Raw genomic sequence first — 22,731 nt, 5'->3', positions numbered from 1 at the left:
ATCAGGCTGCCGCTCCGATCAAATCGGAGACCAGTTTCGGTAAATCATCAAAATGATGCAACAACGCCTCGGGCTCCAGCGCAGCCATCTCATCGCCCGACGGGCCGAATGTCACCAGTACCGACGGCACTCCCGCAGCCCGCGCCGTATTTCGGTCGGTATCTGAGTCGCCGATCAATACGCAGTGGTCAGGGTGCCCTCCGGCGCGACGCGCTGCTTCGCGTAACGGTTCAGGGTCGGGTTTCCGCACCGGTAATGTGTCTGCACCGATCAGTGAAGCAAAGTGATCACGGACACCCATCCGGGTCAGCAGCAAATCAGCCAGGCCTTCGGGCTTGTTGGTGCAAATCCCCACGCCATAACCTGCATCTTTCAGTGTTTCGACGGCTTCAAGCGCACCGGGATAGAAATAGGTATGCGTATCGATCGCCTGCCCATAGACGTCCAAAAAGACCGGATAATAGGCTTCGACAACATCCGCATCATAGGCGCCGACCCGCTTCAATCCATGGGACAACATCAAGCGTGCACCGCGTACCGATACCGCAGCATCAAGCTCGGGCGACAGAACATCCCCATGACCCATCTCGCGAAAACAATGGTTTGCAGCGGCCAGCAAATCACCAGATGTATCCGCCAAAGTTCCATCCAGATCAAAGATTACCGTTCGCATGCTCACCTCCTGAACCGGCGGGATTCCGCCATGTCGTGTTGCAAACGGCAATCTTCTTTGATGGCTGAACCGCTTGCGCCTTTGCCCACAGCGGATAAAACGGGCGGCGACAAAACAAAAGAGAAAACGATTTCATGAGCACTGCCCTTGTCATTCTTGCCGCCGGAAAAGGCACAAGGATGAACTCTGATATTCCCAAAGTCCTGCATCCGATCGCTCAGGCCCCAATGCTGGTTCACGCCATGCGAGCCGGTGCTGTCCTGTCGCCCGAGCGCACGGTGATTGTTACCGGCCACGGCGCGGAAGCTGTCGCGCGTGTGGCTGAAGCCGAAGATGAAAACACCAGCATTGCGGTGCAGGAAGAACAGCTTGGCACTGCCCACGCGGTTGCGCAGGCGCGTGCAGCGCTGGAGGGCTTTCAGGGGGATGTGGTCGTCCTCTATGGTGATACCCCGTTTCTACAGCCCGACACCCTGCAGCGGATGATCGAAGCGCGCGCAAAAAACGATCTGGTCATTCTTGGATTCGAAGCTGCAGACCCCGCCCGTTATGGCCGCCTTGTGATGAACGGGGACGCCTTGGAGCGGATCGTCGAATTCAAGGATGCCACAGATGAAGAGCGCACTATAACCTTCTGTAACTCAGGACTTTTGGCATGCGATTCCGAAACCTTGTTCTCGCTGATCGATGCCGTTGGCAATGACAACGCCTCGGGTGAATACTATCTGACTGACGTAGTCGAGATCGCCCGCAGCCAAGGGCTGACCGTAACTGCAGTTGCCTGCGACGAAGCTCAGACGCTGGGCATCAATTCGCGCGCTGATCTGGCGGCGGCGGATGCGGTGTTTCAGGTGCAAGCACGGTCTGCATTGCTGGATCTGGGGGTCACTCTGATGGCCCCTGAAACGGTTTATCTGGCCGCAGATACCGTCATTGGCCGCGACACTGTCATTGAACCCAATGTGGTTTTCGGCCCCGGAGTGACCGTGGAGAGCGGCGCAACGATCCGGGCGTTTTCACATCTCGAAGGCTGCCATGTCAGCCGAGGTTCGGTGGTCGGACCCTATGCCCGGCTGCGTCTGGGTACAGAGCTGTCTGAAAACGCCAAAATTGGCAACTTTGTCGAGATCAAGAACGCCGAAATCGCCGAAGGCGCTAAGGTGAATCACCTCAGCTATATTGGCGATGCCTCAGTCGGGGCGGCGACAAATATTGGTGCGGGAACCATCACCTGCAACTATGACGGCGTGATGAAGCATAAAACGACCATCGGGGAAAACGTGTTCATCGGATCGAACACGATGCTGGTGGCCCCGGTCACTCTGGGTGATGGCGCAATGACCGCCACGGGGACCGTAGTGACCAAGGATATTGAGCCAGACGCATTGGCCGTAGCGCGTTCCAAGCAGGAAAACAAACCCGGCTATGCGCGTAAATTGTTTGAAATGTTGAAGGCGAAGAAGGCTCGCCGCGACAAAGGAGCCTGAGTTATGTGTGGAATTGTTGGTGTTCTGGGCAGTCACGAAGCTGCCCCTATCCTGGTCGAAGCACTGAAGCGGCTTGAATATCGCGGTTATGACAGCGCCGGTATTGCGACCGTGAACGATGGCGCTTTGGGCCGCCGACGGGCCGTCGGCAAGTTGGTGAACCTAAGCGACCTTCTGGTTCACAACCCCCTTCCGGGTAAATCCGGTATCGGTCATACCCGCTGGGCCACCCATGGTGCCCCATCGGTTAACAATGCACATCCGCACAAGGCCGGGCCTGTCGCCGTAGTGCACAACGGCATCGTTGAAAACTATCGTGAACTGCGGGCCGAACTGGCCGATAATGGGGTCGGTTTCGTGACGGATACCGACACTGAAACCGTCGCCCTGATGACGGAACGCTACATGTCCGAAGGGCTGTCTCCGGTCGACGCCGCGTTTAAAACCATTGATCGGCTCAAGGGTGCATTTGCGCTCGCCTTTCTGTTCGACGGTCAAGAAGACCTGATTGTCGCAGCGCGCAAGGGTTCGCCCCTGGCAATTGGTCACGGCGACGGTGAGATGTTTGTTGGGTCTGATGCGATCGCGCTGGCCCCCCTGACGGATCGCATCACCTATCTTGAGGAAGGCGATCGGGCGGTTCTGACCCGCACTTCGCTTGAGATTCGAACCGAATCGGGAGAGCTTGCCAACCGCGAAATTCGGCAAATTCAAATCGATCAGACCCGTGCCGACAAAGGCGGCCACAAGCATTATATGGCCAAGGAAATTGCCGAGCAGCCTGTTGTGGTGGCCGAAGCCATCCGCTCGTATCTTCCGACCGGAGGCGATCAGGTTGTATTGCCCGGTGACGGTCTGGATTTCACCAAGCTGGACCGTCTGACCATGGTGGCTTGCGGCACGGCATTCTACGCTTGCCTGACGGCAAAATACTGGTTCGAACAGCTGGCCAAGATGCCGGTTGAAGTCGATATCGCCAGCGAGTTCCGCTATCGCGAACCTCCGATCTCGGACCGGACGTTGGCGCTGTTTGTAAGCCAGTCGGGCGAAACCGCCGACACGCTTGCTGCCCAGCGCTATTGCGAAGGCAAGGCGGACAAGATTGTCTCGGTCGTGAATGTCGCGGAAAGCTCGATTGCGCGCGAAAGCGATGTGGCGTTGCCGATCCATGCGGGTGTTGAGATCGGTGTTGCCTCGACCAAGGCGTTCACCTGCCAGCTTAGCGTGTTGCTCATGCTTGCCCTTAAGGCCGCTGCAGATCGAGGCACGCTTAGCGATGAAGAGATCGCGGATCACGCGGCCGCCCTTCGCGGATTGCCGACTGTGCTGAATGCTGCGCTGGATCAGAACGACGCTATTCGCCAATCCGCCCAACGCCTGTCCGAAGCGCGCGACGTGCTGTTCCTGGGCCGTGGCCTCATGTACCCGCTGGCGATGGAAGGCGCGCTGAAACTCAAGGAAATCAGCTATATTCACGCCGAAGGCTATGCCTCGGGTGAGTTGAAGCACGGCCCCATCGCCTTGATCGACAAGCATATGCCGGTTGTTGTCATGGCACCGCGCGACGCAGTTTTCGACAAGACAGTTTCGAACATGCAGGAGGTGATGGCGCGCAAGGGCAAGGTAATCCTTGTCTCGGATGATGACGGTATCGCTGAGGCAGAAGATGGAGTTTGGAGCACGATCCGTATGCCACATGTGCACACCAGCCTTGCCCCGATTCTCTATTCGGTGCCCGCGCAATTGCTAGCCTACCACACGGCGGTGGCCAAAGGCACAGATGTTGATCAGCCCCGTAATCTGGCAAAATCCGTCACGGTTGAGTGATCAGGCATGCAAGCCTATCTTGATCAGATCAAAGCCCATGCCGATCCCGAACGCGCAGAACAGGTGGCGGCCTATCACAAGGTAGACCGCGCCTATCTGGGTGTTCCGAACCCGGTTCTGAACGATCTGACCAAGGCTTGGCGGCGCGAACTTGAAGTCATCGACCGCATCGCTGTCGCCGATGGCTTATGGCAGACCAACATTCATGAAGCGCGGGTCGCGGCAGCAAAGCTGCTGACCCAAGCCCGTATCCGACCGGATGACGCGGTGTGGGACCTGCTGCAAAGCTGGCTACCGGATTTTGACGCCTGGGCCGTGGCCGATCATGCCTGTATGGCGATGCAAAAGCGTCTTTCGGCTGATCCAATCCGGCTGGACCAGGTCGAACGTTGGACCACGTCGGGCCACATGTGGACCAAACGCGCCGCGCTGGTCGCCACCTTGCCCTGGACCAAACAGAACCATCCCAAACCGAAAGACCTGGCATGCCGCGACCGTATACTCGGCTGGGCTGCCACGTATGTCTCCGATCGGGAATGGTTCATCCAGAAGGCCATCGCATGGTGGCTGCGCGAATTGTCAAAGCATGATCCAGGGCGCGTAGTCGCGTTTCTGGAAACGCACGGCGCAAACATGAAACCCTTTGCCCGCAAAGAGGCTGGGAAATACCTGCGCGCTCAGTCGGAATAGACTTCCAGTTCCACCAACTCGTCATATGGCACCAACAACGCGCGCATGGCTTCAAGCGACAGCCGTCCGCCACCGCCTTCGGGGCCTGGTGCGGGAACAAGCGTGACATAGGCCTGCGCACCCGTGCGCGGCACAACCACGCGGCCGTTGATTTCAGTTTGTACCAGAGGCGTCTGCAACCAGCGCCCCGGTGTGTTGGGATCGCCCAGCCCGGCAACGGTCGTTTTGGCGCCAGACCACCCTGCGGCAGCCACAGGCTCAGGAGTTACCTCCGTCGCCTCTGCTGTAACGGGTTCAGCCGCCGTCTCGTTGGATGAACTTCCGAACACCCGATCCGTCGTGGACCGAACGGCATCGCAACCGGCAACGAGGCTAAAAGCTAAAACCAAAGCATATTTCATAACACAAAACCTAGAGCGCTGCGCCTAACTGTACCAGTCCAAAACGCAGATGGCACTTGCCGCGAACATGCCTCCGCTTTACCTATGAGCCATGACAGCTCCGCTTATAGACCCGTTTGCCCGCGCCATCACCTATCTTCGCGTCTCCGTTACGGATCGCTGCGATTTCCGCTGCGTCTACTGCATGTCCGAAGATATGAAGTTTCTTCCCAAGAAAGACCTTCTGACTCTGGAAGAGTTGGATCGTATGTGCACGACTTTCGTCAATTTGGGCGTCGAGAAATTGCGCATCACCGGGGGCGAACCACTGGTTAGGCGAAACATCATGTCATTCTTCAACAGCATGACCCGACATCTGGACAGCGGCGCCCTGAAGGAGCTGACGCTGACAACCAACGGATCACAATTGCACCGATTTGCGGATGATCTTTACGCAGCGGGCGTGCGGCGCGTGAATGTATCGCTCGATACGCTGGATGAAGACAAATTTGCCAAGGTCACCCGATGGGGCCGCCTGAAACAGGTGCTGAACGGCATTGACGCAGCGCAGAAGGCTGGCCTGCGGATCAAGATCAACGCTGTCGCTCTGAAAGGGTTCAACGAGCCCGAGCTACCCAAGATCACCGAATGGTGTGCCGAACGTGATATGGATCTGACCTGGATCGAGGTGATGCCCATGGGCGACATAGGCAACGAAGACCGGCTGGATCAGTATTGGTCGCTCAAGGACGTCCGCAAGGAATACCAGAACCACTATACGGTCACTGATCTGGCCGAACGGACAGGTGGTCCGGCGCGGTATGTCAGGCTTGAGGAGACCGGACAAAAGATCGGTTTCATAACGCCACTCAGCCATAACTTCTGCGAAAGCTGCAACCGCGTGCGCCTGACCTGCACTGGTGAGATCTACATGTGCCTTGGCCAGGAAGATATGGCTGATCTGCGCGCACCCCTGCGCGATCATCCCGATACCGAGAAACCGTTGGAAGACGCGATCCGCGCAGCCATCAACCTCAAGCCCAAGGGCCATGATTTCGACTATTCCCGGCAAGCCGTCGACGGTCAGATGAGCCGCCACATGAGTCATACGGGCGGCTGAGATGCCCGGCACACCCGCGCAGCCAACGCTGCTGTACAAACTGTACTGCGGCCTCATTTCAATTGCCGAACCCCTGATTTGGCGGAAAGTACGCAACAAACTGCACGCTGCGGGTGTTCCCGAAAGCCGCCAGCAAGAACGGCTTGGCCATGCCAGTTTGCCGCGCCCAGATGGGCAGCTGATCTGGTTTCACGCGGCCAGTGTGGGTGAAAGCCTATCGGTTCTAAGCCTGATCAACCGTCTGGGGCAGCGCCTGCCGAATGCTGAGTTTCTCATCACCTCAGGCACCCCGACCTCGGCGACGTTGATTGCTAAGCGCTTGCCTGCCCGGACGCGCCACCAGTATCCGCCATTGGACAGCGCCGCTCCGGTGCGCGAGTTTCTGGACCACTGGAAACCCGATGCAGGCATCTTTGTAGAAAGTGAAATCTGGCCCCGGCTGATCGTAGAGGCCGCAAATCGCGGCACGCCACTGGCGCTCTTGAATGCCCGGCTATCTGACAAATCAGTGGATAGTTGGAACAAGCGCCCGAACACGGCGCGCTTCATTCTGGATCATTTCAAGGTATTTCTGACCCAGAACGACAAAACCGCCGCTAATCTGATCGCAATTGGTGCCGACGCGAATCGCGTACAGCCCGGCACCAACCTCAAGGCCATGTCTGACCCGCTGCCCGTAAATCAGGATGTCCTGACCGAAACCCAAGCGCAGATAGATGGTCGCCCGATATGGATTGCCAGTTCGACCCATGCAGGGGAAGAAGAAACGGTTCTGGCAGCCCACAAAGCGTTGCTACAGCGCTGGCCCGACCTGCTATTGCTGCTGATCCCTCGCCATCCGGAGCGTGGAGACGACGTTGCTAAATTGGTGAGTGATGCTGGTCTTTCGCATGCACGACGCAGCGCTGACCAACAGATAGCATCAGACATACAGGTCTATGTCGCGGATACATTGGGTGAAACCGGAACCTGGTACGCCCTCTGCCCCATCGTTTTCCTAGGGGGATCGCTGAAAGAGATCGGCGGCCATAACCCGTTTGAACCGGTTCAGGCGGGGGCTGCGGTGATCACCGGCCCTGGTTATTTCAATTTTGCCGAGACATTTGAGCCGCTCATCAAAACGGGCGGCGCCGTCCGGATCAACTCGGCCAACGCATTGTCAGATGCTGTCACCCTCTGGCTGTCGGACAAAGCCGAACTGCACACCGCTCGAATGGCAGCCGATGCCTGCGTGAAAACACAGAGTTCGGCTTTGGATGCGGTGATCGAAACGCTCTGCTCCCGCCTGTCTCTCGGCTGACAAAACGCACCGATCCCTCTTCATCTGGCTAAAAATACCTCGGGGGGGTGGGGCAGAGCCCCCACCCTTCCCATCAAGCAGCAGGCATCCGCTGCTCAACAATCTCGGCCCACCAACTACACCCGGCAGGAATGGCCTCGTCGTTGAAATTATACTCGGGATGATGAACCATGGCCGTATCTCCATTGCCCACCAGAATATAAGCCCCCGGACGCTCTTCGAGCATAAAGGCAAAATCCTCACCCCCCATGACAAGGGGCGCCTCGTCACAGCTGCCCGAGACCGATTTCGCCACCTCGGCCGCGAAATCGGTCTGCTCGTCACTGTTCACCATCACCGGATAGCCACGAATATAGGTCACATCCGCCGTGCCACCAAAGGTCGCTGCAACTCCTGCGCAAATCTCGTTGATCCGTTTCTCGGCAAGATCGCGCATCTCTTTGCTCATGGTGCGTACGGTGCCTTTGATCTGCGCTGTTTGAGGAATGACATTGAACGCCTTCGAGGATGTCTCGAACGATGTCACAGACACCACGACCTGATCGATCGGGTCGGCATTGCGCGAGGCAATCGTCTGCAACGCCAACACGGCCTGCGCGGTCATCACGGTCGTATCCACGGTCTCCTGCGGTTTCGCGGCGTGGCCACCGCGACCTTCAAAGGTGATGTCGAACTGATCGGTCGCGGCAAAGAACGAACCCGGACGGATAGAGAAACTGCCGACCGGACGGCCCGGCCAGTTGTGCATGCCGTAGACTTCCTGAATGTTCCAGCGCGCCATCATGCCGTCTTCGCACATTTCGCGACCACCGCCGCCACCTTCTTCAGCGGGCTGGAAGATCACCACTACAGTACCGTCAAAATTACGCGTTTCCGAAAGGTATTTCGCCGCCCCGAGCAGCATCGCCGTATGTCCATCATGGCCACAAGCATGCATCGCCCCATCGGTTTTCGAGGCGTAATCCAACCCCGTCGCCTCGTGAATCGGCAGCGCATCCATATCAGCACGCAGACCGATGACTTTGCCACTCGAGTCTGATTTGCCCTTGATCACACCGACAACCCCGGTGCGACCGATCCCGGTAACGACCTCGTCGCAGCCGAACTCTTTCAGTTTGTCCGCGACCAAAGCACTGGTGCGGTGGGTTTCAAACAGAATCTCGGGGTTTTCATGAATATCCCGTCGCCATTCGGTGATTTCGGCCTGCAATTCGGCAAAGCGGTTCTTAACTGGCATGTCTTCTCTCTCCTAATTCAAGCCGCCGGCATCCGGCGCTCGACCATTTCGGCAAACCATGAGCATCCCATCGGGATGATCTCATCGTTGAAATTGTATTCAGGGTGGTGCAGCCCGGCGCTGTCGCCATTGCCCAGCACGATGAAGGCCCCGGGGCGTTCTTCCAGCATGAACGAGAAATCCTCGCCCCCCATCACCATCGGCGCCTCATCACAGCTGCCACCTACGGAAATGGCGGCCTCAGCGGCAAATTCCGTCTGTTCTTCGGCGTTGATCGTCACCGGAACTCCACGCGTGTATGAGACTTTGACAGTGCCACCGAAGGTTTCAGCAATACCCTCAGCCACCTCGCTTAGCCGCGTCTCGATCAGGTCGCGCATTTCATTCGAATGCGTTCGTACAGTACCGCGCACCTGCGCCGATTGAGGGATCACATTGAACGCTTTGGATGAGGTCTCGACCGAAGTCACAGACAGAACCGCCTGTAAAATAGGGTCCGCGTTACGCGACACGATGGTCTGAAGTGCCACGATCAGTTGCGACAACATCACTGTAGTATCAATTGTTTCATGCGGTTTCGCCGCGTGGCCGCCTCGACCTTCCAGATGAATGTCGAACTCATCCGCAGCCGCCAGCAGCGGGCCAGACCGGATCGCAAACCGCCCCGTCGGCACACCTGGCACATTGTGCATGGCATAGACTTCCTGAATGCCGAACCGATCCATCAGACCGTCTTTGCACATCGCCTCGGCCCCATTGCCGCCTTCTTCCGCTGGTTGGAAAATCACAATGGCTGTGCCGTCGAAGTTCCGCGTCTCAGACAAGTATTTCGCCGCGCCCAACACCATCGCCGTATGGCCATCATGGCCACAGGCATGCATGGCGCCATCGGTTTTCGAGGCATAATCAAGGCCCGTCTGCTCCTGCATCGGCAGCGCGTCCATATCGGCACGCAGGCCGATCACACGACCCTGCGTGTCGGTCTTGCCCTTGATGACGCCAACGACACCGGTGCGGCCAATGCCCGTCACAACCTCATCGCAACCGAACTCTTTCAGCTTTTCAGCCACCAAGGCGCTGGTGCGGTGGGTGTCATAGAGGATCTCAGGGTGTTGATGAATATCCCGCCGCCAACCGGTGATTTCTTCGTGCATTTCGGCAAGTCGGTTCTTGATTGGCATCTGATCCTCCCAAATCAGGCGACGGGTAATCGTCGTTCCACCAGCTCGGCAAACCAGCTGCAACCGGCGGGAATGGCGTCGTCGTCGAAGTTGTATTCCGGGTGATGGCACATGGCCGTGTCCCCGTTTCCGATAAAGATGTAGGCTCCGGGCCGTTCTTCAAGCATGTAAGCAAAATCTTCTGACGGCATGATTGGATCGGTGCTGTCATTGACCTTGCCTGCTACGGCCTGCGCGGCCTCAGCAGCATAGATGGTTTCATCGTCCGAATTCACCGTCACCGGATAGCCCGGTGTCCACGTCATCTTAGCCGAAGCTCCAAAGGCCGAGGCAGTGTCTTCGGCGATCCGGCGCACGCGTTCTTCAGCGACCTTTCGATATTCTGGGTCAAGTGTACGAACAGTTCCCCGCAACCGCACCGTATGGGCAATCACATTCGAAGCCACACTATCGGTTTCAAAAGTCCCGACGGTCAGCACCACCCTTTTGATAGGGTCCACGGTACGCGACACCACTGATTGCAAAGCTACAACAATGTGCGACGCAATCAGCGTTGTATCTACCGCCTCATGCGGGGCGGCAGCATGACCGCCTTTACCCGTTACAACAATTTCGAATTCATCCGAAGAAGCCAGCAATGCGCCTGGTCGAATGGCAAACTCACCAACCGGCATTCCCGGCATGTTGTGCATGCCATAGACTTCCTGAATACCCCAGCGCTCCATCAGCCCGTCCTGACACATGGCCAGACCACCCGCCCCGCCTTCTTCGGCAGGCTGGAAAATCAACACAACGGTACCGTCAAAATTCCTCGTCTCGGCCAGATACTGCGCCGCGCCCAACAGCATCGAGGTATGACCGTCATGACCACAGGCATGCATCTTACCAGAAACCGTCGAAGCATAGTCCAGCCCCGTCGCCTCTTCTATGGGCAGCGCATCCATGTCGGCACGCAGCCCGATAACACGGCCTAGCGTATCCTGACGTCCCTTGATCACGGCAACCACGCCAGTCTTGCCGATGCCGGGCGTGATCTCATCCACACCGAAGTCTTTCAGGCGGTCGACCACAAACCCTGCCGTTTCCTCCACATCATACATCAGCTCGGGATACATATGCAGGTGACGGCGCCATTTGGTGATCTCGCCATGCATTTCGGCGAGCCGGTTCTTGACGGGCATCTCTAACCTCTCCTTTGAGATGTTATTCGCAGAGCCTCTTTACCAGACGCTCCATAAATTTTTGACCTGCGTTGAATTGAGAAATCGTAATGAACTCATTCGGCTGATGGGCCTGCGCGATATCACCGGGGCCGCAGATAACAGCGGAATAACCGGCTTCCTGAAACTGCCCCGCCTCAGTGCCATAGCTTACCACATGTGTCGCATTGTCACCGGTGAGCGCGCGCACCAGCGTCTCGGCCTCGCCATCTTCTTCAGGCACAAGACCGGGGATCGAGAAATGCTCGGATAGCTCGATCCGGGCTTCCGGATGTACCGCTTGCATTTGGGCCTCGACTTCTCGAACCTTATCAAAATAGGCTTTCTGCCAGACCGCCTTTTCATCATCCGGAACGGTGCGAAAATCCATCATGAACCGGCAATCCTTGGCGGTGATGTTATGCGCGGTCCCGCCTTCGATCATACCAACATGGCAGGTAGTCCAAGGCGGATCGAACACTGACGCAATGTCTGAAGGTTGCGTCGCCATATTCTCGGCGTTCCGATCATTGGCCCAATTGATCAGCGGCGCGGCCTCCATGATCGCATTGACGCCTGTGTGCATGATTGAGCTGTGAACTTCGAACCCCACCACATGCGTGTCAAAGCCAAACCCGCCTTTATGGCCGGTGACGGCCTGCATCATCGACGGCTCGCCCACAATCACGGCTGATCCTTTGGGCAGATCCTCCTGCATGTGGGCGATCATCGGCGGCGCGCCGGTGCATCCGACCTCTTCATCAAAGCTCAGCGCCAGTTGAAGCGGACGTTTGATACCTGAATGATGTGCCTCGACCAAAGCCCAAATCGCCAGAGCGTCGAAGCCCTTCATGTCGCAAGTACCGCGACCGAAGTATTTGCCGTCTTTCTCGGTCACAACGAAAGGATCGGTATCCCAGGGCTGACCATCGATGGGCACGACATCCGTATGCCCCGACAAGACGATTGCACCTTCTTCCCACGGACCGACATGCGCAAATAGTGCCGCCTTGTGAGGCTGATCCGGATCAGGCCAGCGATGTGGTTCGATCCCATGACTTGTTAGATAGTCTTCGACCCAATCCACCAGAGGCAGGTTCGTGTCGCGGCTGACTGTCGGGAACGAAATCAGCCGGGTCATGATTTCTAACGGCGTCAAGCGTTCAACCATGAGGGTCAATATCCGCTGTCAGTGGTCAGAATGAAATGACCCGGCTCGACCTCATTGTATTCAGATGGTTCTGGCTTGTAGCCGATGGGATGAATCGGGGACGGAATAGGTTTGAAGTTCAGGTCTTTTTCCGACTTGCGCTTGTTCGGGTCGGCAATTGGTACCGCCTTCATCAGCGCCTGCGTATAAGGGTGCTGTGGGTTCTCAAACACCCGAGCACGCGGACCCAGTTCGACAATGCGGCCCAGATACATCACACCGACATGGTGACTGACCCTTTCGACCACCGCCATGTCATGGCTGATGAACAGATAGCTTAGGCCAAGTTCCGATTGCAGCTCCATCATCAGGTTCAGCACCTGCGCCTGAACCGAGACGTCCAGCGCCGAAACGGCCTCATCCGCGATGATTAGCTTGGGATTCAGCGCCAGTGCTCGCGCAATCGCAATCCGTTGCCGCTGACCACCCGACATCTCATGCGGGAAGCGGCGCATGAAGCTGCGCGGCAGTTGCACCTTGTCGAACAGTTGCGCTACCCGGTCCTGCAGTTCTGACCCCGAGGCAACCCCATAGTTCCGCATCGGTTCAGCGACCTGATCAACCAACTGCATCTGAGGGTTCAGCGAGGCGAACGGATCCTGAAAGATCATCTGCATGTCCAGCCGCGCTTTGCGCAGGCCGGCCTGGTCCAGCTTCATGATGTCGACACCGTCCAGATCAACCTCACCCGCCATCGGCTCCACCAACCGCAGGATCGAGCGCCCTGCCGACGACTTGCCACACCCAGATTCGCCAACGAGGCTGAGTGTTTGCCCCCGGTTCAGCGTGAACGAGACATCTTCGACTGCATGCACGTTCGAGATGGTCCGGCGCAGCAATCCGCCTTTCACCGCAAATCGCGTGGTCAGGTTCTTGACCGTCAGCAACACTTCGTTCGTACCCGGGATCGGAGCGATCTTCTGGCCTTCCTCACCCAGCAGTTTCATTGGCTCGGGCGCGGCTTTGCCCTGCATCTCGCCCAATTTCGGAACCGCCGCCAGCAACGCCTTGGTGTAATCGTGCTGCGGGTTTTCGAAGATTTCTTTGACGGTGCCTTCCTCGACCTTGTTGCCGCGGAACATAACCACCACGCGGTCCGCCATCTGCGCGACCACAGCCATGTCATGGGTGATAAACATTACTGCCGTTCCGGTCTCGCGCTTGAGGCGGTCCATCAGCGCCAGAATCTCGGCCTGGATGGTCACATCCAGCGCGGTGGTGGGCTCGTCCGCAATCAGCAGGCGAGGCTCACACGCCATGGCCATGGCGATCACCACACGCTGGCGCATGCCACCGGACAGTTCATGCGGATATTGCTTTAAACGTCGCTCGGGCTCGGGGATGCGCACCTGACGCAATAGTTCCAGCGCGCGCTCTTCGGCCTGCGCTTTGTTCATGTCCTTGTGGATTCGCAATCCTTCGGTGAGCTGCCGTCCGACGGTGAAAACCGGGTTCAAGGCCGTCATCGGCTCCTGAAAGATCATTCCGATCTCATTTCCGCGAATCTGCTTCATCAGATCTTGATCGGCGTGGGACAGATCCATTTCCTCGCCGCCGCGGCGATCGAAAAGCAGTTGTCCGCCAGCAATTTCACCGCCGCCGAACTCGACCAAGCGCATCAGCGATAGAGATGAGACTGATTTGCCCGACCCCGATTCGCCCACGATACAGACGGTTTCGCCTGGGTTAACCTCGAACGAGACGTCCTCGACGCCCACCACCGGGCCATCTTTAGTTTGAAATTCGACCCGCAGTTTTTTGATCTGGGCAATTGGCTGATCCAGCACGCGCGCTCTCCCCTTGGCGGCTTTTCGGATTGGGTGCCAAACGCTAAGGCGGGCAGATGTGAAAAGTCAAACCGATAGGTCAAATTTCGCAAGGCAAGGCTTGCAATTTTCCAAAACTCTGTTTCGATACGCCGCGTAACCGTTCTGGGGAGAGGTCTGAATACACGAAGGCGATACAATCGTTTCCGTTTGATTCCAAATCCTTATCCCTTTTGACGGCCACGCCTAACCCGCGGGCATCGCGGAGATAATCGAGACACGTATGTGTCCAACATGGAGTGTATGATGAAAATCAAAACCCTTTTGCTTGGTGCGATTGCAAGCACGGCAATGGCCCCGATGGCCATGGCCGAGCGTGGATCGGACGGCAATGTCAGCATCATTTACTGGCAAGCCCCATCGATCCTGAACCCGTTCCTTTCGGGTGGCACCAAGGATGTGGAATCCGCGTCGCTAGTGATTGAGCCGCTCGCCCGGTACAATCAAGATGGCGAAATGGTTCCGTTCCTGGCATCCGAAATTCCGACAGTTGCAAATGGTGGCGTCAGCGAAGACCTGACCTCGATCACTTGGAAAATCGCGCCGGGAATCACCTGGTCAGACGGCACGCCATTCACCTCCGCTGATGTTGTGTTCACTGCAAACTATTGCATGGACCCAGAAGGCGGTTGTGCTCAGGTGACCAAATTTGAAGGTGTCACCAATGTCGAGGCTGTCGATGATCTGACCGTCAAAGTCACATTCGATGCGCCGACCCCGTTCCCTTACGGCCCGTTCGTGGGTGGTGAGAGCCCGATCATCCAGGCGGCACAGTTCGCGGATTGCATGGGAGCCAAAGCGCCCGAATGCACCGAGCAGAACTTTAACCCGATCGGCACAGGCCCATTTGTTGTCACCGAATTCAAGCCGAATGACGTGATCACTTTCAAGGCCAATGATAACTACCGTGACCCGGCAAAGCCTGCGTTCGCAACGGTAACATTCAAAGGCGGTGGCGATGCAACTGCTGCTGGTCGTGCGGTCATGGAAACCGGCGAATTTGACTATGCCTGGAACTTGCAGCTTGCGCCTGAAGTGATCGCGCAGATGCAGGAAGGCGGCAAAGGTACTCCGGTCGCAGGCTTCGGCCCGCTGGTGGAACGCATCATGCTGAACCAGACCAACCCGTCGCCAGATCTGCCGGAGGGCGAGCGTTCGACTGCAACGCATCCGCACCCGTTCCTGCAGGACCCTGCTGTTTACAAGGCCATGTCGCTGGCCATCGACCGGCCGCTGCTGGTTGAAATCGGCTACGGTCAGGCCGGTAAGGTTACCTGCAACTGGGTACCTGCGCCTGCCGCGGTGAATTCCGACACATTCAGCTGCGATACTCAAGATATCGAAGGTGCCAAGAAGCTTCTGGATGACGCGGGTATCGTAGATTCCGATGGCGATGGCATCCGTGAAAAAGACGGTGTACCGCTGAAGATTGTCTATCAGACATCGACCAACGCAGTTCGCCAGGACTTCCAGGCGCTGATCAAAGAATGGTGGAGCCAAATCGGTATCGAAACTGAGCTGCGCAACATCAATGCTTCGGTCTTCTTTGGTGGTGATCCGGGTTCGCCTGACACCTTCCAGAAGTTCTATGCCGACGTTGAAATGTATGCCAACACCTTCAACGGCACTGACCCGCAGTCCTATCTGGGCAACGGCCTGTGCGACAAGGCACCCAAGCCTGAAAGCCAGTGGCAGGGCGAGAACATCAGCCGTTTCTGCAACGAAGAGTTCGACAAGCTGCATGGCAAACTGGCCGAAACCGCAGGTGCGGATGAGCGCGCGCAGATCGCGCGTCAGCTGAACGACATCATGGTTGAAAATGGCGGAATGATCCCGCTGGTGCACCGTGGTCGTCTGTCGGCACACGCCAACACGCTGGGTGGCGTTGTCCTGAACGTTTGGGACAGCGAGCTGTGGAACATTGCGGACTGGTACCGCAAGACCGGTTCCTAAGCGTTAATCTTGCAAAACCGCGCCCCGACCCATATCGGGGCGCGGTCATTTGCAGACCACTCCAACAAGAAGACGCATATAAAGGCGCCTCTTAATGCTCAACTTTACCATCAGACGACTGGTGCTGGCCGTTCCCACGCTACTGTTCATCAGCCTCGTCATCTTCCTGCTCCTCGAACTCGCACCCGGCGATCCGATGGCGCAGGTTCCACTTACCGTCCCCCCCGAAGTCAAAGAGAAGATGCGCGAAGCACTGGGCCTCGGTCAGCCGATGCATATCCGGTTCTGGAAATGGATCGTGCAGTTCTTCTGGATCGAACCGCAGGTTCTGGTCGACTCGATCTTTGGTACAACCTTCTCCGAAGGTGACCTGCGCGTGATTTCGTGGCAGACCCGCTCACCCGTCATGGACATCGTCGTTCAGCGCATCCCGCAGACCCTGTGGGTTGTTGGCACCGCTTATGTGGTCGCCATCCTGATCGCTCTGCCCATCGGTATCTATTCGGCTTACCGGCAGTATTCCTGGTTCGACCAAATGGGCACATTCGTGTCGATGGTCGGCTTCTCGGTACCGCCGTTCTTCTCGGGCGTATTGGTGATCGTGATCTTCTCAGTCCAGCTTGGGTGGTTCCCGTCGATCTATGACACTACCCATGTGGTCAATAGCTGGGACAGCTTTGTTGTACAGCTGAAACAGATGATCATGCCGGTCATGGTTCTGGCTCTGCAGATCACCGCACAGCTCAGCCGATTCATGCGCGCCTCGATGCTGGACAACCTTAATCAGGATTATGTCCGCACCGCCCGCGCCAAGGGCCTCAGCGAATACACGGTCGTCATGGTCCACGTCCTGCGCAACTCGATGATCCCTGTGGTCACCGTTATCGCGCTGGGTATTCCGGCCATCTTCGGCGGAGCGATCATTACCGAGCAGGTGTTCAAAGTGAACGGCATTGGCCAGTTGCTGATCGGGGCTATTCAGGCCAATGACTTGCCGATGGTCCAAACCCTGACCTTCATCTTTGCCGTGCTGATCGTCCTGTTCAATCTGATCGCCGACGTTCTCTATGGCATTCTGGACCCGAGGATTCGTTATGACTGATCATGATCGTACCGATACACTGGTCCCGGACGAAGGGCTTGCGCCCGCCTCGACAGCGCTGCCAACCACCGATGTGATGGAAGAACTGGCCACCCCACCGCGGAGCCAATGGCGCGATGTCTGGGATCAGTTCAAGACCCACAAAGGCGCGATGATCGGAGCGATTCTGTTCATCTTCATCGTCGCAGGCGTCTATCTGGGCCCATACTTATGGAGCATCGACCCCACTCAGATCGACATCCGTTCGCGCAATCAGGGCCCCAGTTGGGCGCATCCCTTTGGCACCGACCAGTTGGGCCGCGACATCCTAGCTCGCATGATGTCAGGCGGTCAGACATCGGTGTCAGTCGGCATCACCGCGATGCTGTTGGCGCTGTTTCTGGGCTCGTTCATCGGTGTTCTGGCCGGGTTCTTCAAACGGCTGGATGGCCCACTGATGCGCCTGACGGATCTGTTCTTGGCCTTGCCGTTGCTACCGCTGCTGCTGGTCATGATGCTGCTCTTCCGCGAGCCGCTATCTGCCGCCTTCGGGTTAGAGCGTGGAATCTTCATCCTGATCGTCTGCGCCATCGGCATCACCTCATGGATGCCCACAGCGCGGATCGTGCGCGGCGATGTGCTGGCGATCAAAGAGCGTGAGTTCGTTCTGGCCGCCCGGTCCATCGGCACCAGCAATGGCCAGATCATCACCCGGCACATCCTGCCGAATGTTCTGTCTCCGATCATGGTGTCGGCCACGCTGGGGATTGCAACTGCGATCATCACCGAAAGCGCGCTTTCCTTCCTCGGCCTCGGATTTCCGCCGGACTTCCCGACATGGGGTCGGCTGCTCTTCGATGGCGTCGACTATCTGCAGCAATACCCCGAGCGCGTGTTCTGGCCCGGACTGGCGATCTCACTTACCGTCCTCAGTGTAAATTATCTGGGTGACGGCCTGCGCGATGCGCTGGATCCACGTATTCGCGGACGTTAAGCGAACTTAGTCGGCGCGCTTCAGCGCGCCGGCCAATACGATGATCAGAACGGCCAGCGGTAAAAGAACTGCAAAGGCAAATCTCAGCGTCATCAACTCGGCCAGAAATCCGATCAGAGGCGGCCCAATCAATAAACCTCCGTATCCCAAAGTCGCGACGCTTGCGATCGCCTGTCCGGGCGGGACATGCGGGTCGTTGGCCGCGCGGCTAAAGGCCAGAGGCATGATTACCGCATAGCCCACTCCCATCAGAGCAAAACCTGCCAAAGCCAATCCTGCCCCTCCCGCCGATACCACGCCAAACACGCCCAGCGCGGCGCAAACGCCGCCAAATCGTGCTGTTGCAACAGGCCCGAAACGCGCGATCACCACCCCGCCCGCAAGCCGGAACGCAACCATCGTGACCGAGAAGACCGCATAGCCTAACGCCGCGATACTCTCAGCCGCACCGGTAACGTCACGCAGGAAAATCGCGCTCCAATCCGCAACAGCCCCCTCGCCCAAAGCGCCGCACAGCGCTGTGAAACCCACAAGGATTAGGGCGCCCGACGGCAAAGCGAACACCGATCCAGGTTTCGAAGCCGATCGTTTCGAAGTCCAGCGTACCCAAGACAAAACAAGCGCAAGCGCGACGACAACGCCACCCGCTAGCAGAAAATGTTGCAACACCGACAGCCCCATCTGTACGGCACCGTATCCGCTGAGCGCCCCCAGCCCGGCTCCAAGGCTCCACATCGCGTGAAAGGACGACATGACCGGTTTGTCATAGGCCTGTTCGACCTCTGCCGCCCAGGCGTTCATCGCAACATCCATCGAGCCATGGAAAGCTCCGAACACAAACAGAAACGCCGCAAGCGACCAGAACCCGCCGGCGAGAGCCAAAAGAATCAGGGAAAAGGTATAGAGAACCGCGATAACCCGCGTGATCGCCACTGCCCCAAACTTGTCGGTCAAACGGCCTGTGATCGGAAACGAACACACGGCCCCTGCAGCCATGAACAGCAAACCAAGCCCTAGCGCCTCGTGCGTCAGATCCAGCCTGTCCCGAACCGCAGGTATGCGCGATGCCCAGATGCCGAACAGCGCACCGTTCAGGATAAACATGGCGGCCACAGCCCGCCACGCCGCAACAATACCGATCACAGGGAATCCTCATAAAATCTGCCAAACGCCACCCGTTCTACAGATCATTCGTCGCCCGGCATAGACCGCTTATTCAATTCGCTTCCGGATCTGGCGCACCCCGAACCAAACGGCAAGGATGACAGGCACGGTCACAATTGCCGTCAGCATCCCTTTGCTAATCCCGGCCTGCGTCAGTGGGTAGAGCAAGTAGCTGACCAGAGACACCGCATAGTAGCTGATCGCCACCACAGATAATCCCTCGACTGTGTGCTGCAATCTAAGGGCCAGATCAGCACGCCGGTCCATGCTTTCCAGCAGAGCCTGATTTTGAGCGCTGCGTTCGACATCGACACGGGTACGCAACAGGTCGCCGGCGCGAATAGCTCTGTCGGACAAGGCCTGCAAACGGCGCTCGGTTGATTTCACCGTCCGCATCGCGGGGTCATAACGACGCATCATGAAATCGGCAAAACTCTGACGTCCATTGAATCTTTGTTCACGCAACACCTCGATGCGCTGATTGACAATCGCCTCATAGGCACCCGTGGCGCCGAACCGAAAAGAACACCGTGCCGAAAGTGTCTCAAGCTCGATCGAGGTAGACAGAAGATCCGGCAACAATTCGTCCGGGTGGGCTGTTTCGTCGGACATCTGCCCCATCAGGCGGGTCAATTGACCATCCAGTTCGCCGATGCGCGGCATCAATTGCTTGACCCTCGCAAATCCCAGCATCGACATTGCCTTGTAGGTCTCAATCTCGCACAGTCGCTGAACGATCCGCCCGGTCCGACGCCGCCCGGTGCCTTTCTTGACAAACATCGCAAGGCGCATATGGCCTGCCGGATCAATTCGGAAATCACAAGCGCAGATAGCGGCATCATCCAGCACCCGCGCCACTGCTAGGCTTTCCGGCTCGAACCACTGAGCCAGCGAAGCCTTTGCCGCCTCATCTCCCTCGTACTCGACGACGCGAATTAAGGCCGATGTCACGCGCTGCCCCGGGCTCGCCATCAACCAATCTGGCGGAAACACCTCAAAGTCTGCCGGATTGAATGCACGTTCACTGACGTTCGGAGTGATCGCGGTATAGGTCACAAACTCGGTATGTTGTTCCCATTTCAGCCAATGACGCCCGATTTGACCCGCGTAGTGAGTGGCTTCTGGCTGAGGGTGCTGCGCGCCGTGGCGATCCAGCAGATTGATCAGGTGGGCCATATCCTCGCCACGATCGCGCGTAACCGCTTCTTTGGGCTTCTTGATCGCCAGAAACACAACCGTGCTGGGCAAGGGTGCAACCGGAAATGGGCGTGCATGCAGTTCATTGGCCAGCGTATAGCGAAGCGGATGATTGTCTATGGGCGTCATGTAAGGCTCCGGTGTATCACCGGCACTATAAGGCAGACCGACACAGCATCAATTGTTTATTTATTTCAATTACTTACAAGGATACAACGGTATACAATCCCGCTATCTTATTGATTCGGCTCCCATAGCTCGATGGGATTGCCTTCAGGATCGTGGATGCGGGCGAATTTCCCGACCTCGCTGTCCCACTCCGGGTTCGTCTCGACGGTGATTCCGGCGATCTTTAATTGGACGATCAACGCGCTCAGGTCATCGACACGAAAATTGATCATCCATTGCTGCTCGGAGCGGCCGAAATACTCGGTGTCCTGCGCAAAGGGTGCGAACACCGTATATCCTTCCCGCTGCTTCCAGGGCACAGGATCGTAGTGATTGACGCCCAAATGCTTCTCATACCAGGCACTCAACGCCTGCGGATCACGGGCCCGAAAGAATATCCCGCCAATTCCATTTACCTTCTGCATGGTCTGCCTCCGACTATCCCGAACACTCGCCAAGTTTAACACAGCCCGCTTGCTTCATATGGCTAAAAAACCTTGAGGGGGTTGGAGGCAAGCCCCCATCTCATCACAAAAGAAAAGGGCGCCCTCAGGCGCCCTTTGCAATCAGATTGTCCCTTCTGATCAATCGATCATGGGCAACAGCTTGTCGAGCGAAGCCTTGGCGTCGCCATAGAACATGCGGGTGTTCTCCTTGAAGAACAGCGGGTTCTCGATGCCCGAATAGCCGGTGCCCTGACCACGCTTGGACACAAACACCTGCTTGGCTTTCCAGCATTCCAACACCGGCATCCCGGCGATGGGGCTGTTCGGGTCTTCCTGCGCCGCAGGGTTCACGATATCGTTCGAGCCAATCACGATGGCCACATCCGTATCCGGGAAGTCGTCGTTGATCTCGTCCATCTCAAGAACAATGTCATACGGCACCTTCGCCTCGGCCAGCAGCACGTTCATGTGGCCCGGCAGACGACCGGCAACGGGGTGGATCGCAAAGCGCACGTTCTTGCCCTTGGCGCGCAGCTTGCGAACCAGCTCGGACACCGATTGCTGCGCCTGCGCCACGGCCATGCCATAGCCGGGAATGATGACGATACTATCTGCATCATTCAGCGCCGCCGCGACACCATCTGCCTCGATGGCGATCTGTTCACCCTCAACAGCCATCTGTTCGCCCTGCGGGCCACCAAAGCCGCCTAGAATTACGCTGACAAAGTGACGGTTCATCGCCTTACACATGATGTAGGACAGGATCGCACCAGACGAGCCCACCAATGCACCAACCACGATCAGCAGGTCGTTGCCTAGCGAGAAGCCGATGGCCGCAGCCGCCCAACCCGAATAGCTGTTCAGCATCGACACAACCACCGGCATGTCGGCCCCGCCGATGCCCATGATCAGGTGATAGCCGATGAACAGCGCTGCCAGCGTCATCAGGAACAGCGGGAAGAAACCGCCCGAATTGGTGTACCAGATCAGGCAGATGAACGACAAAGCAGCCGCACCCGCGTTCAGAGCATGACCGCCCGGAAGCTTGGTCGCTGCCGAGGTCACCTTGCCCGCCAACTTGCCATAAGCCACGACCGATCCAGTAAAGGTGATCGCACCGATGAAGATACCGAGGAACAGCTCAACATGCAGGATCGCCAGTTCGGCCGCGGTCTTCTTGGCGATCAGCTTGGCGAACGCCCCCAGATCGGACAGGTCCGCCTGAGACGCGCTGTCAGCAATCGCCATGACTTGCGCCACATTGCCGATCTCGAAATGGGCATTGAATCCCACGAACACAGCCGCGAGACCCACCAGCGAATGCATCGCGGCCACAAGCTGTGGCATCTCGGTCATCTGGACGCGCTGCGCCACGTACTGACCGATCAGACCACCGCCCGCGATCAGCAGCAACGACAGCAGCCACAGGCCTGAACCCGGACCAACCAGCGTCGCAAAAACCGCGAGCGCCATACCAACAATGCCATACCAGACCGCCCTCTTGGCGCTTTCCTGGTTCGACAATCCACCCAGAGACAGGATGAAAAGGACAGCCGCAACGACATAGGCGGCAGTAGTGAAGCCAAATTCCATGTGCC

19 protein-coding genes are annotated in these 22,731 nt (G+C 57.5%); 8 read left to right on the top strand and 11 right to left on the bottom strand.

Features of this window, described 5'->3' with window-relative positions; translation table 11 throughout:
• Position 1: 1 nt before the first annotated feature.
• Entirely contained in the window at positions 2-673 is a 672-nt protein-coding gene (locus tag ACRZ96_RS18945) for an HAD-IA family hydrolase (RefSeq protein ID WP_170404048.1), read from the bottom strand.
• Positions 674-807: 134 nt separating this feature from the next.
• Here ACRZ96_RS18945 and glmU point away from each other — a divergent pair, with 134 nt between their 5' ends.
• The 3 genes from glmU to ACRZ96_RS18930 are packed head-to-tail and all read left to right on the top strand — an operon-like array spanning position 808 to position 4,677.
• Positions 808-2,160 (top strand): bifunctional UDP-N-acetylglucosamine diphosphorylase/glucosamine-1-phosphate N-acetyltransferase GlmU, encoded by a 1,353-nt coding sequence (gene glmU / locus ACRZ96_RS18940; RefSeq protein ID WP_170564911.1) that lies wholly within the window; start codon positions 808-810, stop codon positions 2,158-2,160.
• A gap of 3 nt (positions 2,161-2,163) precedes the next feature.
• Positions 2,164-3,987 carry a glutamine--fructose-6-phosphate transaminase (isomerizing) gene (gene glmS / locus ACRZ96_RS18935; RefSeq protein WP_480705455.1) on the top strand — a complete coding sequence of 608 codons (1,824 nt, stop codon included), beginning with the start codon at positions 2,164-2,166 and terminating at the stop codon, positions 3,985-3,987.
• Between the two features lie 6 nt (positions 3,988-3,993).
• Positions 3,994-4,677, top strand: coding sequence for a DNA alkylation repair protein (locus ACRZ96_RS18930; RefSeq protein ID WP_480771606.1), 684 nt, complete (start codon positions 3,994-3,996; stop codon positions 4,675-4,677).
• Here ACRZ96_RS18930 and ACRZ96_RS18925 read toward each other — a convergent pair.
• Positions 4,665-5,078 (bottom strand): hypothetical protein, encoded by a 414-nt coding sequence (locus ACRZ96_RS18925; protein WP_170404060.1) that lies wholly within the window; start codon positions 5,076-5,078, stop codon positions 4,665-4,667. The two genes, ACRZ96_RS18930 and ACRZ96_RS18925, sit on opposite strands and share 13 nt — an antisense overlap.
• Positions 5,079-5,169: 91 nt before the next feature.
• On the opposite strand from ACRZ96_RS18925, the gene moaA reads away from it, so the two are divergent.
• On the top strand, positions 5,170-6,177 hold the full coding sequence (moaA, locus tag ACRZ96_RS18920) for a GTP 3',8-cyclase MoaA (protein WP_170404063.1): 1,008 nt from the start codon (positions 5,170-5,172) through the stop codon (positions 6,175-6,177).
• A 1-nt stretch (position 6,178) separates the two neighbouring features.
• Positions 6,179-7,477, top strand: coding sequence for a 3-deoxy-D-manno-octulosonic acid transferase (locus ACRZ96_RS18915; protein ID WP_480814933.1), 1,299 nt, complete (start codon positions 6,179-6,181; stop codon positions 7,475-7,477).
• 73 nt (positions 7,478-7,550) lie between these two features.
• Here the strand turns inward: ACRZ96_RS18915 and ACRZ96_RS18910 are convergent, their stop codons facing one another.
• Genes ACRZ96_RS18910 through ACRZ96_RS18890 form a run of 5 tightly spaced genes read right to left on the bottom strand, consistent with a single transcriptional unit; the run spans position 7,551 to position 14,091 of the window.
• Complete coding sequence (locus ACRZ96_RS18910) at positions 7,551-8,714, bottom strand: M20 aminoacylase family protein (RefSeq protein ID WP_480705461.1); 1,164 nt, start codon at positions 8,712-8,714, stop codon at positions 7,551-7,553.
• Between the two features lie 17 nt (positions 8,715-8,731).
• On the bottom strand, positions 8,732-9,895 hold the full coding sequence (locus ACRZ96_RS18905) for a M20 aminoacylase family protein (protein WP_480771608.1): 1,164 nt from the start codon (positions 9,893-9,895) through the stop codon (positions 8,732-8,734).
• 14 nt (positions 9,896-9,909) lie between these two features.
• On the bottom strand, positions 9,910-11,076 hold the full coding sequence (locus ACRZ96_RS18900) for a M20 aminoacylase family protein (RefSeq protein ID WP_480771609.1): 1,167 nt from the start codon (positions 11,074-11,076) through the stop codon (positions 9,910-9,912).
• Between the two features lie 22 nt (positions 11,077-11,098).
• On the bottom strand, positions 11,099-12,265 hold the full coding sequence (gene argE / locus ACRZ96_RS18895; protein ID WP_480771610.1) for an acetylornithine deacetylase: 1,167 nt from the start codon (positions 12,263-12,265) through the stop codon (positions 11,099-11,101).
• Between the two features lie 5 nt (positions 12,266-12,270).
• The gene (locus ACRZ96_RS18890; protein WP_170511247.1) at positions 12,271-14,091 is read right to left on the bottom strand and encodes an ABC transporter ATP-binding protein; all 1,821 of its coding nucleotides are present in this window, start codon (positions 14,089-14,091) and stop codon (positions 12,271-12,273) included.
• Positions 14,092-14,376: 285 nt separating this feature from the next.
• On the opposite strand from ACRZ96_RS18890, the gene ACRZ96_RS18885 reads away from it, so the two are divergent.
• The 3 genes from ACRZ96_RS18885 (at position 14,377) to ACRZ96_RS18875 (ending at position 18,158) form a co-directional block, all read left to right on the top strand.
• Entirely contained in the window at positions 14,377-16,083 is a 1,707-nt protein-coding gene (locus ACRZ96_RS18885; protein WP_170397105.1) for a peptide ABC transporter substrate-binding protein, read from the top strand.
• Between the two features lie 94 nt (positions 16,084-16,177).
• Positions 16,178-17,185, top strand: coding sequence for an ABC transporter permease (locus tag ACRZ96_RS18880; RefSeq protein ID WP_170397107.1), 1,008 nt, complete (start codon positions 16,178-16,180; stop codon positions 17,183-17,185).
• Positions 17,178-18,158: an ABC transporter permease gene (locus tag ACRZ96_RS18875; protein ID WP_170397109.1), complete on the top strand. Its 981-nt coding sequence runs from the start codon at positions 17,178-17,180 to the stop codon at positions 18,156-18,158. Before ACRZ96_RS18880 ends, ACRZ96_RS18875 begins: the two co-directional genes overlap by 8 nt.
• A gap of 6 nt (positions 18,159-18,164) precedes the next feature.
• On the opposite strand, the gene ACRZ96_RS18870 is transcribed toward ACRZ96_RS18875, so the two are convergent.
• The 4 genes from ACRZ96_RS18870 to ACRZ96_RS18855 all read right to left on the bottom strand — a co-directional run bounded on the left by ACRZ96_RS18870 (position 18,165) and on the right by ACRZ96_RS18855 (position 22,726).
• Positions 18,165-19,301, bottom strand: coding sequence for an MFS transporter (locus tag ACRZ96_RS18870; RefSeq protein WP_170397111.1), 1,137 nt, complete (start codon positions 19,299-19,301; stop codon positions 18,165-18,167).
• 69 nt (positions 19,302-19,370) lie between these two features.
• Positions 19,371-20,648, bottom strand: coding sequence for a DUF3422 family protein (locus ACRZ96_RS18865; RefSeq protein WP_170404096.1), 1,278 nt, complete (start codon positions 20,646-20,648; stop codon positions 19,371-19,373).
• Positions 20,649-20,755: 107 nt separating this feature from the next.
• Positions 20,756-21,112, bottom strand: a complete 357-nt coding sequence (locus ACRZ96_RS18860) for a VOC family protein (RefSeq protein WP_480771611.1) — start codon at positions 21,110-21,112, stop codon at positions 20,756-20,758.
• Between the two features lie 159 nt (positions 21,113-21,271).
• Complete coding sequence (locus tag ACRZ96_RS18855) at positions 21,272-22,726, bottom strand: NAD(P)(+) transhydrogenase (Re/Si-specific) subunit beta (RefSeq protein WP_170397117.1); 1,455 nt, start codon at positions 22,724-22,726, stop codon at positions 21,272-21,274.
• Positions 22,727-22,731: the final 5 nt, after the last annotated feature.

This window comes from Ruegeria sp. CF1 (assembly GCF_056537445.1).
This window is presented reverse-complemented; position numbering and strand designations above follow the sequence as displayed.

Coding starts and splice junctions, on each gene's coding strand:
- ACRZ96_RS18875 (WP_170397109.1), top strand. CDS start 17,178: ATGACTGATCATGATCGTACCGATACACTGGTCCCGGACGAAGGGCTT.
- ACRZ96_RS18860 (WP_480771611.1), bottom strand. CDS start 21,112: ATGCAGAAGGTAAATGGAATTGGCGGGATATTCTTTCGGGCCCGTGAT.
- moaA (WP_170404063.1), top strand. CDS start 5,170: ATGACAGCTCCGCTTATAGACCCGTTTGCCCGCGCCATCACCTATCTT.
- ACRZ96_RS18930 (WP_480771606.1), top strand. CDS start 3,994: ATGCAAGCCTATCTTGATCAGATCAAAGCCCATGCCGATCCCGAACGC.
- ACRZ96_RS18925 (WP_170404060.1), bottom strand. CDS start 5,078: ATGAAATATGCTTTGGTTTTAGCTTTTAGCCTCGTTGCCGGTTGCGAT.
- glmU (WP_170564911.1), top strand. CDS start 808: ATGAGCACTGCCCTTGTCATTCTTGCCGCCGGAAAAGGCACAAGGATG.
- argE (WP_480771610.1), bottom strand. CDS start 12,265: ATGGTTGAACGCTTGACGCCGTTAGAAATCATGACCCGGCTGATTTCG.
- ACRZ96_RS18915 (WP_480814933.1), top strand. CDS start 6,179: ATGCCCGGCACACCCGCGCAGCCAACGCTGCTGTACAAACTGTACTGC.
- ACRZ96_RS18865 (WP_170404096.1), bottom strand. CDS start 20,648: ATGACGCCCATAGACAATCATCCGCTTCGCTATACGCTGGCCAATGAA.
- ACRZ96_RS18945 (WP_170404048.1), bottom strand. CDS start 673: ATGCGAACGGTAATCTTTGATCTGGATGGAACTTTGGCGGATACATCT.
- ACRZ96_RS18910 (WP_480705461.1), bottom strand. CDS start 8,714: ATGCCAGTTAAGAACCGCTTTGCCGAATTGCAGGCCGAAATCACCGAA.
- ACRZ96_RS18900 (WP_480771609.1), bottom strand. CDS start 11,076: ATGCCCGTCAAGAACCGGCTCGCCGAAATGCATGGCGAGATCACCAAA.
- ACRZ96_RS18885 (WP_170397105.1), top strand. CDS start 14,377: ATGAAAATCAAAACCCTTTTGCTTGGTGCGATTGCAAGCACGGCAATG.
- ACRZ96_RS18855 (WP_170397117.1), bottom strand. CDS start 22,726: ATGGAATTTGGCTTCACTACTGCCGCCTATGTCGTTGCGGCTGTCCTT.
- glmS (WP_480705455.1), top strand. CDS start 2,164: ATGTGTGGAATTGTTGGTGTTCTGGGCAGTCACGAAGCTGCCCCTATC.
- ACRZ96_RS18905 (WP_480771608.1), bottom strand. CDS start 9,895: ATGCCAATCAAGAACCGACTTGCCGAAATGCACGAAGAAATCACCGGT.
- ACRZ96_RS18880 (WP_170397107.1), top strand. CDS start 16,178: ATGCTCAACTTTACCATCAGACGACTGGTGCTGGCCGTTCCCACGCTA.